Source organism: Gilliamella sp. Nev3-1 (genome assembly GCF_001690435.1).
GTDB classification, from domain to species: Bacteria; Pseudomonadota; Gammaproteobacteria; order Enterobacterales; family Orbaceae; genus Gilliamella; species Gilliamella apicola_C.
Genome location: NZ_LZHN01000003.1, coordinates 22,357 through 39,503 on the forward strand (window position 1 = coordinate 22,357; position 17,147 = coordinate 39,503).

Annotated in this window: 11 protein-coding genes; 2 read left to right on the forward strand and 9 right to left on the reverse strand. The window is 36.2% G+C overall.

Annotated elements, in window-relative coordinates:
- Positions 1 to 44 precede the first annotated feature (44 nt).
- On the reverse strand, positions 45 to 1,481 hold the full coding sequence (locus tag A9G40_RS00235; RefSeq protein WP_065581384.1) for a 6-phospho-beta-glucosidase: 1,437 nt from the start codon (positions 1,479 to 1,481) through the stop codon (positions 45 to 47).
- A 689-nt stretch (positions 1,482 to 2,170) separates the two neighbouring features.
- Positions 2,171 to 2,398, reverse strand: a complete 228-nt coding sequence (locus A9G40_RS00240) for a ChaB family protein (protein ID WP_065581385.1) — start codon at positions 2,396 to 2,398, stop codon at positions 2,171 to 2,173.
- 595 nt (positions 2,399 to 2,993) lie between these two features.
- Between A9G40_RS00240 and A9G40_RS00245 the strand changes: the two genes are divergently transcribed.
- Positions 2,994 to 4,064, forward strand: a complete 1,071-nt coding sequence (locus A9G40_RS00245) for a DUF3829 domain-containing protein (RefSeq protein ID WP_065581386.1) — start codon at positions 2,994 to 2,996, stop codon at positions 4,062 to 4,064.
- A gap of 180 nt (positions 4,065 to 4,244) precedes the next feature.
- On the opposite strand, the gene sstT is transcribed toward A9G40_RS00245, so the two are convergent.
- From sstT to A9G40_RS00280, 7 genes are all read right to left on the reverse strand, one after another.
- Entirely contained in the window at positions 4,245 to 5,489 is a 1,245-nt protein-coding gene (gene sstT, locus A9G40_RS00250; protein WP_065581387.1) for a serine/threonine transporter SstT, read from the reverse strand.
- Positions 5,490 to 5,667: 178 nt separating this feature from the next.
- Positions 5,668 to 8,907, reverse strand: coding sequence for a hypothetical protein (locus tag A9G40_RS00255; protein ID WP_065581388.1), 3,240 nt, complete (start codon positions 8,905 to 8,907; stop codon positions 5,668 to 5,670).
- Entirely contained in the window at positions 8,897 to 10,222 is a 1,326-nt protein-coding gene (locus A9G40_RS00260) for an SWIM zinc finger family protein (RefSeq protein ID WP_218057903.1), read from the reverse strand. Before A9G40_RS00260 ends, A9G40_RS00255 begins: the two co-directional genes overlap by 11 nt.
- Positions 10,223 to 10,377: 155 nt before the next feature.
- Positions 10,378 to 12,135: an acetyl/propionyl/methylcrotonyl-CoA carboxylase subunit alpha gene (locus A9G40_RS00265; RefSeq protein WP_065581390.1), complete on the reverse strand. Its 1,758-nt coding sequence runs from the start codon at positions 12,133 to 12,135 to the stop codon at positions 10,378 to 10,380.
- A complete protein-coding gene (locus A9G40_RS00270; RefSeq protein ID WP_065581391.1) occupies positions 12,119 to 13,717 on the reverse strand; it encodes an urea amidolyase family protein in 1,599 nt (532 codons plus the stop codon). The genes A9G40_RS00265 and A9G40_RS00270 overlap by 17 nt, the downstream gene beginning before the upstream one ends.
- A 91-nt stretch (positions 13,718 to 13,808) precedes the next feature.
- The gene (locus A9G40_RS00275; protein ID WP_065581458.1) at positions 13,809 to 14,585 is read right to left on the reverse strand and encodes a LamB/YcsF family protein; all 777 of its coding nucleotides are present in this window, start codon (positions 14,583 to 14,585) and stop codon (positions 13,809 to 13,811) included.
- Between the two features lie 15 nt (positions 14,586 to 14,600).
- A complete protein-coding gene (locus A9G40_RS00280) occupies positions 14,601 to 15,836 on the reverse strand; it encodes an NRAMP family divalent metal transporter (RefSeq protein ID WP_141675143.1) in 1,236 nt (411 codons plus the stop codon).
- 476 nt (positions 15,837 to 16,312) lie between these two features.
- Between A9G40_RS00280 and A9G40_RS00285 the strand changes: the two genes are divergently transcribed.
- Positions 16,313 to 17,146: an ABC transporter substrate-binding protein gene (locus A9G40_RS00285; protein WP_442902693.1), complete on the forward strand. Its 834-nt coding sequence runs from the start codon at positions 16,313 to 16,315 to the stop codon at positions 17,144 to 17,146.
- Position 17,147 lies beyond the last annotated feature (1 nt).

A 17,147-nucleotide genomic window follows, 5' to 3' on the forward strand; every position in this document is an offset into this window, starting at 1 on the left:
TTTATAGAGCTTCTATTCTACTTTTATAGAGCTTCTATAAGTTTCTATAAAACTTCACCGTTTGAAGCAATGACATTCTTAAACCAAGCAAATGAATCTTTTCGGCTACGTTTTAAGGTTCCATTACCTTTATTATCTTTATCCACATAAATGAACCCATACCGTTTTTCCATTTCACCAGTGCCCGCCGAAACCAAATCAATACATCCCCAAGGGGTGTAGCCCATTAAATCAACGCCGTCTTCTTCAACAGCAATCTTCATTTGTTTGATGTGTTCTTTTAAATATTCAATACGATAAGTATCATGAATGCTACCATCTGCCTCGACTTTATCATATGCACCAAACCCATTTTCAACAATAAACAGTGGCAATCGGTACATATCTGTTAACCAATTTAAGGTATAACGTAATCCTTCAGGATCAATTTGCCAGCCCCAGTCAGATTTTTTAACGTATTGATTACCAATCAGATCCTTTTTTTCGTCATAGCTATAGCTGTTATCATTTTCCTTTTTCCTAATAGCATTGGACATGTAATAGCTAAAACCAATATAGTCAACCGTACCTTTAGTAAGCACTTCAAGATCCTGCGCTGTAATATCAAGCTCAAAACCATTGCGTTGCCAATATTTTTTAATATGATTCGGATACTCGCCATGCACATGAACATCCGCAAAGAAGTATTTACGCTCCATTGCTTTTTGTGCCATCAAAATATCACCTGGTTTACAGGTTTCAGGATAAATTGGTATTACCGCCAACATACACCCAATTTTAAAATCAGGGTTAATGGCATGACCTATTTGTACTGCTTTAGCACTAGCAACTAATTCATAATGTGCAGCTTGATACATAATCTGTTCGCGATTATCGCCTGCTTTATAGTAAATACCTGAATTAGTAAATGGTGCAAAATCTTCATTAAAATTAGCTTGATTATTAATTTCGTTAAAAGTCATCCAATATTTGACTTTATTTTTATAACGATCAAAACATACTTCAGCAAAGCGAACAAAAAAGTCGACCAATTGACGATTACGAAATCCGCCATATTCAGTGACAAGATAATAAGGCAACTCAAAATGAGAAAGGGTTACAACAGGCTCTATATTATGTTTCAGACATTCATCAAATAGATCATCATAAAATTTTAATCCTTCTTCATTTGGCGCAAGTTCATCACCTTTTGGAAAGATACGCGTCCACGCAATAGAGGTTCTAAAACATTTAAAACCCATTTCGGCAAAGAGTTTAATATCATCTTTATAGTGATGATAAAAATCAATGGCATCGTGATTTGGATAATATTCACCTTCAATCACACCTTCAGTAATTTTTCTATAACTTTTAGGTGAGCCCACCGTCATCACATCAGCAACACTCACTCCTTTACCGCCAACTTGCCAAGCCCCTTCTAATTGGTGAGCAGCAACAGCCCCCCCCCACAAAAAATCTTTTGGTAAACCTTTATTTTTCATAATTAAGTACCTGCGTTTATTGATAATTCAAATTTAGTATAAAAGGAAAAAAATAGAATTACTAACCAACTTTTTCCTTATTGATCAGGAAAAATATAAGTATATTTTGGAGGAAAGTTATGAATTAATGTTAGTAAAGTGAGTAACTTTTTTCGATATTTAGAACTTTATCAACATACACGATAAATATCTAAAAAATAATTTTAATTTTTAAATAGTTAAAGAAAATTTTAAATAAACTCTTCAAGCCCATCGGCATATTTTGAGGGCACAAACTCGATAATATGATATTGAGCAATTTAATGAATATAAAATGTCACTTTCTGCATGATTAAACTTGCTTTTCCTTACTTTCTACTCGGCAAAGAATCACACCGCCTGTGCAAGAACTTTACGATCTGATGATATAAAATGTCCTTATTTATAGTTAATTTCAAGATAATTAATATGTTGCTGTAAATAACGTTCTATTTCGCTAATAGGTTTAAGGTAATTGAGAGAAAAAATAAACAGAATTTATATCCAACTAGGATTAAAAAGAAAACCAATATAATAAATCCGTTTTTACTTGTGATAGAAATAATCTAATCCTAATTTATTTTATTCTCACAAAAGTAATTATTAATAAAAAAATTAGGATGATATAAATTATTTCTATCGAATTATTATTTAACTGTTATGCCTAATGATTATTTACGTTGCCATTTACCATCTTCACCCTTGTGGTAAACCTTTTCGACCGCTGACCAAGCCACTTTAAAAGCAATCGTTTCGGGATCACTATTATCACGCCGCTTATGCGGATCTTGATATTCCTTAATCGCACTATTGAATGCTTCTTTAAAAATATCTTGCGCATGTTCAGGCAAGACATGGCGTACTGAATCAGGTAAATCTTCACGTGTTTTATATGGCATATCACATTCCCTCATAAATTAATCTTAGATGACTGAAAATTTAAAATGGTAATGGTAAAAATAGCACTCCAACGAATGTATTCCCATTTATAAAATAATACAAGTGCTAATTTCATTTAAGAACCCGCTGATGTGATCTAACGAGTCGGAATACCTCACATTGTTGATAGTAATTTCAGCAATGACAGTAATGCATATACCTAACGCCGTATCCCAAACAAGCGATATGGCGTCTATATCATAAAAAAATCACCGTTATCGATTGGCTAAATATTTATGGTCAGTCGTCCGATCATTTATAATCAGCTAACAAAGAACAAAGCTAGATTGAAGATAAATTAAGACAGCAAGCTAAATTTTTGTAAAAAATATTCAGGATTCTATACCGTTTCGTGGTTAATTAATACTTCACCGTATCTATTTGTTAAAACATGTAATAACTATCGTATCAATCAATGCCAGAATTATTACGAATAATTGAGCATAAACATAGCAATTCATCGTTTCAACTTCATATTTTATTAGAAATAATCATTAAAAGATAATAAAGTATTAACACACTGAATTTATAATGCCAAAATTAAGGAAATAAATAATGAAAAAAAAATTTTTAACCGTATTGATTGCTGGATTTTTGATGATTGGCTGTGATGACAAACCAACCGAAAACAAAACACAACAACCCACAGCAACTTCAGAGGCTAAACCTTCTGATTCTAAAAAGACTGAAGATGTTTCACGGCAATTTGCACTGAAAGCACGTAAAGGTAATATATGGCTAGAGGTTTTTAATGCTAATGTCACCCAAGCTGCAGATGAATTAAGAGGGAATGGACATGGCAAGATGACTTCTTCTCTTTATCATCTTGATAGCAGTGTTAAGAATTTTTTAAGAGGTGTCAGTGATAAAAACGGTAGAATTGATGTCAATCGTGTGAAAAAAGATCCAACGAAACTTTTTATCGGCTCTCACCCAGAACCAAAGGAGCTTGATGAATATAAACAATTGATTACTGAGTTATTAGCATTAAAACCAGAGTTACCCGAACTTGATGCCGCAGGCAAAGCATTAAGTGATAAATACGTTGAAATAGGATTAGCTTATGACCAGATAGCTAAATATTATTTAGATAATGAGTACAAATTGGATGACTTTGCCAAATTACCTGAACTGTTAAATAATCTTGACACGCTTTATAACCAATATGTTGAAGCAAAAAGTGTGGCTTTAGCAGCTTATGGTAAATTATACAAAGAAATCCATGCATTTCAAAAATCAGAAATAAAAAACAAAGGGTTAACAATTAACTACAATTGCATGGAAATCATGGATTTATCTGAAGATGTTATCGAGTTAATCAATGAAAGCTTTAACGAAAACAACCAGTTTAAAAATCTCGATAAATCAGCCCTTGAACAAAAAATTCAGCAAATAGAATCCATAACCAATGAATTAATGACGAATAAAGGCAAAAATAACTTGATTAAACAACAAGGTTTAAACGATATGTATTATGACCGTTTTGTTGATCGTTTACCTGGATTGATTAATCAAATGAAAGTAGTTTTAAAAAATTTACAGACCAATACTATAGAAAGAGAAGTTGATTCTTTGAATAGCGAACTTAAAAGTGTAATTAGCGGCTATAATCAAGTAATCAATTAAAAATAGATAAAGATCGTTTCATTGCTAACATTTTAGTCATTATCAATGACAATAAATAGTGGTATAAATAACAACGGTGTAAATATTACACCGTTTGCAATGCATGAATTTTGGTTAAATAACCATCTGCATATCATTATGTAGTTGGTTATGTAGCTGAATGTAAATAGAGTTCAATATTTAATCTGCGTTGATATTCATTTTTTTATTTTGCGCTGCCGACGAAACTGCACCAATAAACACAACATCACTTGACGAATTTAATGCAGTTTCAACCGAATCTTGAATAACACCGATGGCAATACCAATACCGATGACTTTGGCTGAAATTTCATTAGGTATACCAAACATACTACAAGCAACAGGAATTAGTAATAATGAACCACCAGCAATCCCCGACGCACCGCAAGCACACACAGAACTGACTATACAAAGTAATACCGCAGAATAGATATCAACATCAATATGCATTGAGTTAACTGTTGCGAGTGTTAAAACGGTAATTGTTACTGCTGCCCCTGACATATTAATCGCAGCACCTAAAGGAACAGCAACTGAATAGGTATCTTCATCCATATTTAATTTTTTGCATATTTCGATATTAACTGGGATATTAGCAGCTGAACTACGAGTAAAAAAGGCAGGTATTGCGCTATCTTTTAATGAGGTAAAAACTAATGGATATGGATTTTTTCGCATTACACAATAAGCCAATAATGGATTAAGAACTAATGCCACAATCAACATGCATGATACTAATACACCTAATAGATGTGCATATTTTAATAATTCGCCAAAACCTGTTTCGGCCAGCGTTGAAGAAACCAGCCCAAACACACCTAATGGTGCAAAACGGATAATAATTCTTACAATAAAAGAGATAGCATAAGATAAATCATTCATCATCGTTTTAGTCGTTTGGCTTGCATGCCTTAATGCTAACCCTATACCTATTCCCCATATAATCAAACCAATATAATTTGCGTTAACAAGGGCATTAACAGGATTATCAATCATTTTATTCAGTAATGTTTTTAAGACATCTTTAACCCCGTTGGGTGGAGTCAACTTGATCTGCTCCAGTGCATCGCCAAATGAAATTTGCGATGGAAATAAAAAACTAGCAATAGTTGCTAATAGTGCAGCTAACATCATTCCAACAAGATAAAGGGTAATTAACGATCTCATATTCGCCTGTTTACCATGCTGATGGTTGGATATTGATGCAATCACTAAAATGAGCACAAGTATAGGAGCTACCGATTTTAAGGCATTAATAAATAGTCCACCTATAAGAGACATTCCTAATGCGGTATCTTTCGATACTGCGGCGAGAATAATACCAAATATTAAGCCCAATAAAATCTGCGGTATCAACCCTACTTTTAAGTAAAAACGAACCAACGGATGAGAAGAATGAGTCATAATATGCCTTTCTTATTAAAATAAAGACAAAACAGTAACATAATTCAATATGATGTTTTAGAAAATAATGATTATCATAATGTTTTTTTATATAACAATTTGAATAATTACTAAATTTAATTATTCACAAATTAAACATGCTTTACATTACCAAATGTATTGTTAAGAAATAACTACATTACTTAATAAACTCAAGCAATTGTCTTGCTTTATTTACTGCCGTTGATTTTACTTTTGCATGGGCTATGTCGGCTAATCCTTGCCAATGGGAATCAGATTCAGAGAGATAACCACGCTTTGTTGCTTCTTGTAAATAAGGCACATAAATGAATGACATATCTAAAATTCGATTGATCCAAGCAGGTATTTTTTCACCTCGTTTTGCTATTTTTCCTACAAACTTAATGCCCTCAATTAATACAGGGTAAAATACTGATAATAAATTAGGCTTTTTTTCCAGTAATCGGATTAATTTAGCTGGGCTAAAATCGGGATAGTCAAGGAATAAGATAATTGCTTTACGCATGATGTCAGCGTCAATGACGCCTTGTTCAACATTTTGTTCAAAAATTGAATTTGTGTGATAGGTATCACTATCTTGCGCTAATAATCCAATAATCACCATTACCAATGCGTTAGAAAAAATTAAGTTATTGGCATTTTTACAATTTTCCAACCAATATCGGCTCTTTTCAACAATCAGACATTGGCTCGCTTCACTCCAGTGTAACCAAACGCTTTCTGTTTGAGAATCAATGCAAAATTCTGAATGATTCAATGGCGCGGGATAAGCTTCGCATTGCCATTCGTTTTCTAAATCATAATACCAATCACCTTTAACAATCTGGAAAACTTGATTTGCTACATTAGGAAGTTTCAAAGTAAATAATAACGATTTAGACAAACGTTTAGAAAATTGAGAAGATGGGTTAATGACAGGCTTACTCACAGAAATAGAAACATTATCTTCAGGTACAACGCTAATTTTTTCCGTCTTTACCCATACTTGATCAAAATCATCAGGCGCCAGCATAGACACTTCTTGTTTTAAAGGCGCTGGTGCTATATTAGGGAACTTTTCAACTATCGCTTGGGCTTTCTTTATTGCATTAGCACTACCTTTTTTACTGGCTAACATCCTGATGCCTAATAATTGTAATTGGCTTGCATCAGCTATACCCTGATCAACAGCATATTGAACTTCAGGTAAAAATTCAGCGATGGCATCGACCGTTTCAACAGTGCCTGATAACATTCTTAGCGCATTGCATGAAGCAATAATTAATTGATCGAAAATGGGCCAAACTACCGAAAGCATCCCTTGTTTTCCAATATCAGCTAATACAGCAACTAAACTTGCTATACGGGATAAACGCTCCAATAGCAAAACATCGGCCACTCCAGGTATAAGCAATCCTCGTTGCCATGCTTGATTCACGGCTTGTGCTATATTACCAAGCACATGAGAGGAATGAGATCGCTGTGCTGCTAAAAGTGTAATTGCTGAACGAGGGGGAAAAGGAGAGCGTTTTTTAACAAGTTGCTCAAACACAAAACCTTGATGATATGATTTGGCCCAATCAATATCAGAAGGTATAACACTATCGCTCCATAAGGGAAAAATAGAAAAAAGCTCAGCAGTATACCAACTATTGCCTATTCGTTCTGGAAAATCACTTAATGATTGAGGAAGAAACGATACATCATTAATATTAGCATTTAACGCTAATTTTGGTTCAATCACGGGATCATTAAGATACTGTAAGACCAAAGCCTCGGCATTTTGCGACATTTTTTGCCCTGACGGCAAAGTGACAGTAATTTTTAGTTTACTAAGTTTTTCTTTCGTTGATGATGATTGTGTCGATACATCAAGACGAGTCAATGCTAAAAATAGATCCGCTTCTAATACATCAATATTTAATTGCTGATAAGTCTCTAATCGCTGACAAAGATCATCCACGGTTATTGACAAATCACTCATACTCGGTGTTGACAGTAAACAAGGAATTTTTCCTAAGTTTTTACAGACAATATAATCGCGCGCAGTTAATAAACAAGTAAAATTATCGTGATACGGGATCTCTTTGCCTTTGCGCCAATAAAATATAAAACCGAGTAACTCATCAGCTCGCAATTTTACGCCGACTAAACTCGCTTTTGCGGCTTGAGGATCGTTATAAGCGATCGTATTGGCGACAGCTAAAAACCGTTCCATCACACAATCATGGGCAGATACGTCCCTTTTTACCAATTCAGAGGCTAGCTCTGTTAATATATCAGGTGAAATAGGCGCTAACTCGAAAGGTGGTAATTGCCAAAGCGATGGCGTTGGATGCCAAAGTTGCTTTAATGCCACTGGGCTAGCTTGCGTAAAATCACCATCAAGCTGCCACTGTGTAATTATTTTTCTGGTTAAAGCAACAATCGAGTCATCGGTTTGGCTAAGTAATAAAGTAAATAAAGGCATAAACCGATCAGCATTTTGGGGTATATTACGGTTGAGTGCTGTTTTTAACACCAATTTTTGCGTCGATTTTATTTTAGACGATAAACTGGCCGTCATCACTTCAACTAGTAATTCATCATCAACAAACGGAATTAAAACAGGTGCTAATCGATTAATCATCGCAGCCTCCCCCGTTGTTAGCAATGGAATTAAAGCAGATGCCCGTTGGCAAAATTCAGCATCAGTAATACCTAAACCATCAAGTGTATAAAGCCATGCTTTACGATCTACAGGGCGAGAGGCGATATCTAGGGCTAAGAAAAGAAGTTCTTTTGCTTGCTCATACTCAAGCCAACCTAATGCTACCCCTAAACTAAATAACTGAGTAAAAGATTGTGTTGCTGGTATATTTAACGCTATAGCAATATGAATGTGTTCAAAAAATCGGTGCTGACATTGCGCTAAATTTGGCGGGGTTTTATCGTAAAAATGCTTTACAATATCGTCACCCCGCATAGCAACGGCTGCGTACAAAGTCCAATCACTGATATAATTGGGATTTTCTGGAATCGCTAAATTTAATTGATCGACTAACTGAGCAACAAGATCTGTTGGTGCTGATGCTGATTGTACAAATTTCTGCGCATAATTCTCACCGCGCGCCATAATAACGGGCAATAACAAAGAGGAATGGGCATAACGCACAAGCTTTAGTGCTCGGCTGGCTGATACCCCAATCCTAATAGCATACAACACTAAATATGCTTTATTACACTTAACATAGTCTTGTAGCTCGAAAGAGTCTCCCCTACGAACATACCCATCCCATTCGCCACTTTTTAATCCAGAAAGGGCAATTTTTTGCTGTTCCTTACTGCCTAACGGCTGTTGCAAAATATTATCTGGTGTAACATTATTCCAGTTTAATGAAATAAAAATAGCTTCTGCTTTTTCTAAGTTAGCATTCATAAATATTTTCCTTAATTTGAACCGCTAAAATATGTTTGCAAGGTCCTTTTTTAAGCTGATGATTTAAATACCATGAGCAATTACATTGCGATACCATTTCATTATTCTGTCTAACTAAACGGACTTGATAATCTTCATCATTAGAATGAACAATCCAAGTGGTTTCATCAATCTGATCAATAAATTCAACTAGCTTATAGGCCGATTTTAAACATGGGTTATCTTTTATGACTCGATTAGGATCTTCAGGCAATTGGCGATGAAAATAGCTTTTTTGATAGGCATCAAAACCAAGTTTGCCTGAAACAGCAAGGTAAGCCAACGCACTATCGATATTCCGAGCATCTAAATGAGTTTTTGAAGATAATTGCGCCGGATCAATCTGCGAATCAAATTGCAAAATAGATTGAACAAGTTGAACATTTTGTAATTGCTGTTTTGGCACAAGCGATTCAAGTAATGCTCCTTCACCTGAATACCCCTGCCATGGTTGAGCAGTTAAGCTTAAGGTAAGCCTTGCACCATCAAGAGCGACTTCAACCATGCATGGCCCTTGTTCTCCGCTTTCCAATCGATAAAACGTTAAGCTTTTTATGTTGGTCATTAACCGCTTCAGTGCACTTAATCTATGTAAGCCAGAAATATAGACACTATTAATATCGCCTTGAGACGCCAATTTAACGCCCGTATTAGATGGAACGACCCAACTTGCTTGTTGTTTGCTTGTTACTGCTGGCAATCTTGCAATAAAAGTTTGCGCATGAATTCCCGCTACAGTAAAAACAGCCGCCATTTTAGTATGAATTTCAGTAAGATTGCCAAGTGCTTGAATCCACCTATCGGGCATTTCAACTGGGCGCTCAACAACAGTTTTTATACTGATCACATCGTGATCTTGTTGTTGGATATGGCGCGTTGCTAAGCCTTGCTCACCAATATTGAGGTGAAGTTTATCCTTACTATTAACCTGATTTAGTGCTTGCCTTAAACCAAGGCCAATATCGACATTGGTTGTACCGCGTAATATTTGCCCATCGAAGCCTTGTTGTAATAAATCCAAACGAGCATAAACACTATTACAGGCAGAAAAAACCTCAGCTCTTAATTGATCCCCCTGAGCAGATAAAATAGGATCTCGCAAAGCCACTGGTACGGGTTTAAAATATCGGGTCGCAGTAATATCTGCTAATACAAGTAAACATCTAGCAAGAATTTGTGGATAAAGTGCGTAACCAGTAAAAAATTGAGGGTTATCAATAATCCCATTAGGTGTTAAGGCTGATGATAATGCTAAAGCTAAAGCCCCATTTGTCAACGTTGATTGCTGAGAAAACTTCAATATAAATCATCCTACATATGAACATAGGCAAACTATCTGACGCAACGAGTATAAAATAAGCTTAATATATCGTCTATATTTGATTATTTCAGTGATTTTGATAAAAAACATGATTGTTTTTTCTGTTTAATCTATACAATTTCAGCAATGGCAACATCCGCATTGACATAGTTACCTTCTTTGATTATTTGTTTTAAAACACCATGTCGATGTGCTATAACTTGCACTTCCATTTTCATAGCTTCCATAATAGCAATCACATCACCTGCATTTACCTTTTGATTATCGTTTATCACCCATTTAAAAAGGCTACCTGAGACAGGCGATGGGACAATTAACTCAGAAAGCGCCGCTTTGCCACAAGAAGGTGTAGCCAAATTAACATCTGTTTGCAAAGATAATCCAGCTAATAATTGTGCAGGTAAACCAAGTTTACAACGCTTACCATCAATTTCAATAAAAGTATGTGTAAGTATTTCTTCTTTTTGTGGTACTTGCCTTTTTGCTGACGCTATCGCGGTATCAAATTCAGTTTCGATCCAACGTGTATGCACGTTAAAATCATCACAAAAATCAGGGTGCTCAATGACCGCACGATCAAATGGTAATACACACGCAACGCCCTCAATTGAAAATTCTGCTAATGCACGCCGAGCTCTTGCTATAGCTTGCTGTCGGTTATTTCCAACAATAATAAGTTTTGCAATAAGTGAATCAAACATTGCAGGAATGGACGATCCCGCAACTACGCCACTGTCTAAGCGTACACCAGGACCTGTTGGCGCATCAAAACGCGTAATCGTTCCAGCTACGGGTAAAAAACCATTTGCCGCATCTTCAGCATTAATACGAAATTCAATAGCATGACCTTGTGGTTTAGGCGTTTGAGTAATACTAAGTGGTAAACCTTGAGCAATGCGTAGCTGTTCAATAACAAGATCAACACCAGTTGTTTCTTCTGTAACAGGGTGTTCAACTTGCAACCGAGTGTTGACTTCAAGAAAAGATAATTTGCCATCTTGGCTAAGTAAAAATTCAACTGTCCCTACTCCTACATAGTTTGCTTTAGTACAAATAGCAATCGAAGCTTGAATAATTTGTTGTTCTACATGCTCGGAGATAAAAGGTGCGGGTGATTCTTCAATTAATTTTTGATTGCGACGTTGCAATGAACAATCACGTGTTCCAACAACTACGACATTTCCTAACTTATCAGCAATAATTTGTGCTTCAATATGCCGAGGGTTATGTAAAAATTGTTCTAAAAAGCATTCTCCACGCCCAAATGCCGCTGTCGCTTCACGTACAGCGGAATGGTAAAGCTCTTCAACCTCGTCCTTGTGCCAAGCGACTTTTAAGCCTCTACCACCCCCACCAAAAGCAGCTTTAATCGCAATCGGTAAACCATGGGTATGAGCAAACTCAACGACTTCTTTAACATCTTTTACTGGCTCTTTTGTTCCAACCACTAAAGGAGCGCCAACTTGCAAAGCAAGCTGTCTGGCTTTCACTTTATCGCCCAGTATTTCAATCGTTTCTGGATTTGGACCAACCCATATCAAACCAGCATCTTGTACTGATTTAGCAAATTCAACACGCTCTGATAAAAAACCATAACCAGGGTGTACCATTGTGGCACCTGCTCTTTTTGCTATCGTAATGATTTTATCAATATCAAGATAAGTTTCACTTGCTAGATTACCTGACAACCCATAAGCCTCATCAGCCATTTGCGCATGAAGTGCATCAATATCAGCATCGGCATAAACTGCGATAGACAAAAAGCCCATATCACGACACGCTCGTATAATACGTACGGCAATCTCACCTCGATTAGCAATCAATACTTTATGAATTATTTTTTGACTATTTTTAGACATGAGCAACATCACTCCCTTCAAATTCTTTAAATATTCCGATAGGATTAAATTTTATTTTAGCATTGACTGGAATTTGACCGGCTAAGTCTAAATGATAATTACACACAGCGCCAATAACAGGATATCCCCCAGTTAATGGGTGATCATTTAAAAATAGCACGGGTTGTCCATTAGCAGGAATTTGTATTGCACCAACACAAGTCCCTTCGCTTGGTAATTCTTGTTGCTTGTCACGACTTAAAGCTATGTCACCAGATAAGCGTAAACCAATGCGATTAGAGGCTGGTGTAACCTGCCATAGTTGCGAAGAAAGTAATTCTACGGCTTGCTTAGTAAACCAGTCAGTGCGTGGCCCAAGCACAATATCTAATACAATAACATCGTCACAAGTAGGATAGTGCATAACGGGAGTTTCCATTAATGACACCGCATTTAAGTTTTGATTGTGCTTAATAGCTAGCGTTTGACCAACATTAAGTGGTGATGGCCCAACTTGCGCAAGAGTATCATAAGAACAACTTGTTAAAATAGGCGATAGCTGAAAACCACCGCGTACAGCAAAATAACTACGTACACCGCATTTTGCGCTACCTAAGCTAATAATATCACCAGTTTCCAATTGGATAGGTTGATACATTGCAGCATGATACATTTCACCAGCTGATGTTGTAATGCTTATCTCGCATTCAGCCCCTGTGACGGCAACTAACATACTACGGTTTATCTGTGCTTTAAACCCACCTTGCGTAATTTCTAATACTGCTTCATTAATTGGATTTCCTAAAATACGGTTGCTACTGTGCAGAGCTCCCTTATCCATGGCGCCAGACTCAGAAATACCTAATGCTGCCTGACCAATTCTACCCTTATCTTGTATGAGTGTTTGTAATCCCGTTGCTAATATTTTAATATCTTGTTGTTGACTAATGCTTTTATTGGCTTTTTTAGCAGGCGGTAAATAATATTTTTTAGATGACTTACTAGCATCAATGAAATTAACGCGGTTACCCGGCTTCAATAACGCAGGTTGATCACGGTTTAAGTCCCACACTGCTGTATCAGTTGTTCCAATAAGTTGCCAACCACCAGGGCTTGCTTGGGGATAAACACTGCTAAATTCACCAGCTAATGCAACAGAGCCTGCAGGAATACGAACTCTTGGTGATTGGCGGCGTGGCACGTTAAGTTCAGCATTTTTAGCTACCATATAAGCAAAGCCTGGAGCAAAACCACAAAAAGCCACTTGATATTCATTATTGGTATGTCTGGCAATGACTTCACTAACGGTTATCCCTAGATATTCAGCCACTTGGGATAAATCCTCGCCATTATACCTAACTGGTATTATGATCAATTCGCCAGATTGCATTACATGTTCTGCAATATCTAATTGAGCAATATGCTTAGCAAGCGTATTAGCATCAGTCACAATGGGATTATAACGAATTAATATCGTGCGTGCAGCGGGGATTATTTCTTCTATATTCCAATGTGAAACAACATGTTGAAGTGCATCAGTCAACGCCATTGTTTGTTCAAGGCTTTTGAGTTCAACAATAAGTGCATCAAGATTAACAGGTAAAAATCTCATTAAGCACCTCTATACATAGATCAAGTCCTAATTATCAAATATATAAATTTTATTTTGTTGTATCATGTTAAAAAATACATTTATAGACAACTTAAGCAGCAACTGTCTTGGCAAATGGGGTTATTATGATGCCATTTTGGTGTAATTTCTCCCGTACTTTTTGTGCCATAGCTAAGGCTCCAGCACTATCGCCATGCACACAAATTGATTCAGCATTAATATCCACAAACTGCCCTTCTACAGAGATAACTCCCCCATCATTAACAAGCTGTAGCATACGCTCAGCTACTAAATCAGGATCGTGTAATACAGCACCAGCTTCTTTGCGAGAAACTAATGCTCCATCAGCACAGTACGCTCTATCAGCAAAAGCTTCAGCTACTACACACAAACCACTTTCTTTAGCCCATCCAATGAGTGGTGATCCAGCAAGAGCAACCAAAATCAACGAAGGGTCAATAAGGCAAATCGCATTAATTACCGCCATTGCCTGACGTTTATCATGTGCTATAGTATTATATAATGCGCCGTGTGGTTTCACATACCGAACGTTGGTACCAATCGATTTTGCTAATCCTTTAAGTGCACCAATTTGATAAATTACATCAGCACTTAGCTCATCGGTGGCAATGTCCATATTACGGCGACCAAAACCAACTAAGTCAGGATAACCGACATGGGCTCCCACCGTCACATTATTCGCCTTAGCGGCTTTTAAGGTTTTTAAAATACCCTCTGGCGAACCAGCATGAAACCCACAAGCAATATTAGCACTACTAACAACATTTAGTATTGCCTCGTCATTGCCCATTTTCCATTGTCCAAAACTTTCGCCAAGATCACTATTTAAATCAATAAATTTAGTTATTGTCATATTGTCCTTCTATTTTAAATAGTTAAAGATAGTGGCTACAGACATCGCCCCCATATACCAAGTAATGGCACAGACAATCAGACCTGACCACAATAACCATCTAGGATAATGATAGCCTGACATAAGATCGGCACGCTTCCAACCAATATAAATAAAGATAGTTAAACCAATTGGCAATACTAGACCATTAAAACCACCAGCAAAAACCAATAATGATACAGGTGCCGTTCCCATTGCTAAATAAATAGCCAGAGAAGCCATAATAAAAATAGTGGTTGCAAATTGGCGTTGCTTTTCAGTAATAGAACGCCTAAAAGGAGTAATAAAAGTCATTGAGGTATAAGCAGCACCAATAATACTAGTTATTGCAGCAGCCCATAAAATTAATCCAAAAATCCGTAATCCTAATTCACCCAAAGCTGCCTGAAAGGCTTGCGATGCAGGATTGGCAGCATAACTTGAAATATCAATAGTGACACCACTTGCTACCACGCCTAAAATGGCTAAAAATAAGATATAACGCATCAAACCCACAACTATAATTCCTTTCGTTGCTGCGCCTGAAACATATTTGATATGCTGAGCACCAACCATCCCTTTATCAAGTAAACGGTGAGCTCCAGCATAAGAGATATAACCACCAACCGTACCACCAACAATAGTCGTAATTGAGGCAAAATCAATATTGCTTGGAAAAACGGTTTCTTTTAAAGCTTGTCCAATTGGTGGATGTGATGCAAACACCACAAATAAGGTCAAAATAATCATCAACAAACCAAAACCAATCATTAAACGATCAATAAAATTGCTGGCTTTACGTGATGAAAATATATAAACCGCTACTAATGCGCTGATTGCACCACCCCACTTAGGATCAAGCCCAACAAGTGCATTTAAACCTAAGCCTGCACCCGCTATGTTACCAATATTAAACACTAACCCACCAAATATGATCAGCACTGCGAGTACATAACCACTGAATGGAATAGTCGCATTAGCAATATCCGAAGAGTTCATTTTAGTTAATGCAACAATTCGCCAAATATTTTGTTGAACAACAAAGTCGATAATAATAGAGGCTAAAATACCAAAACCAAAAGCAGTGCCAAGGGTAACAGTAAAAGTAGCTGTTTGAGTAATAAAACCTGGACCAATTGCTGAAGTTGCCATTAAAAAAATAGCACTGATTAACGAAGCACGCCGATTTTTAATAAAAGCAACGGTACTACTGCTATGATCTTTCATGTGCATATCTCCTTTTAATTTGTTTTTTTAATTATCGATAAGGCCACTCTATTTACGAATTTTTACTACTTTTGTAAGTAATGCAAACATCATGCCATAGGCTAACAACATCTATTGATAACAAGAATGGTTCCTATAATTACTGTTTTCGAGTAAAAAAACTAATTAAAAATAATTATAATTACCTACCACCAAGGAATGATAAGCGAATAATTAACACACAATAACGCTAATTTGCACCAAAATGAACATTAACAACTTAATTTAGTGCATCTTGCGTTAATAAAAGTTAGTAAAATTTTCTATCTTGGTATGTGATAACCAACTTTTATTAGTTTTATTCATTATTGATAAAATCCTTAATCAGATAATTCTCCATATAACTTTAAGTTATAACCATGTGAATATTTGCTATTTATTCATTTGATTCTTTATTGATAGACTTTAAACGTATATAAAAACCTTTATAGTGGAGAATCAAGATGAAATTATTAACCAAATTACTTACTACTATTACCTTAATAAGCACACTATTAGGTACCAGTTCTGCCTACGCAGATCGGCTTGATGATATTGAAAAACGAGGCGAAATCAAAATAGCGGTATTTGATAGTAACCCACCGTTTGGGTACATTGATGAAAAGACCAATAAAATTACAGGACTTGATGTTGATTATGCTAACGAGATAGCCAAAGGGTTAAACGTTAACGTTAAGCTAATCCCAACTAATCCCGCCAATAGAATTCCGTTATTGACATCAAAGAAAGCTGATTTAATTGTCGCTAATTTTACCATTACTGATGAAAGAACAAAAACAGTTGATTTTAGTCTGCCTTATTTTGCGACTGGTCAAAAATTTGTAGCAAAAAAGGGGGTATTAAAATCAGCTGACGATTTGAAAAACCTTCGTATTGGTGCTGATAAAGGTACAGTTATGGAAATTACATTACGTGAAAAATATCCAACGGCTAAGGTGATTTCTTATGATGATACGCCATTTGCATTTGCAGCATTACGTAATGGTGTTGTGCAGGCAATCACTCAAGATGATGCAAAATTAATTGGCTTATTAGCCAATTTACCTGAAGAGCAACGAGCAGTATTTGAGATTTCACCATTTAGTATTACTGAAGAATATCAAGCTGTTGGTATACCAAAAGGGGAAACTCGTTTAAAAGATAAATTAAATCAAATTTTGTTAACGCTTGAAAAAAATGGCGAAGCATTAACAATTCATAATCGTTGGTTTGGGCCTGAAACAACATCGGCTATGCCTCGTGGTGATTTTAAAATAGGTAAAGGTCAGTAGT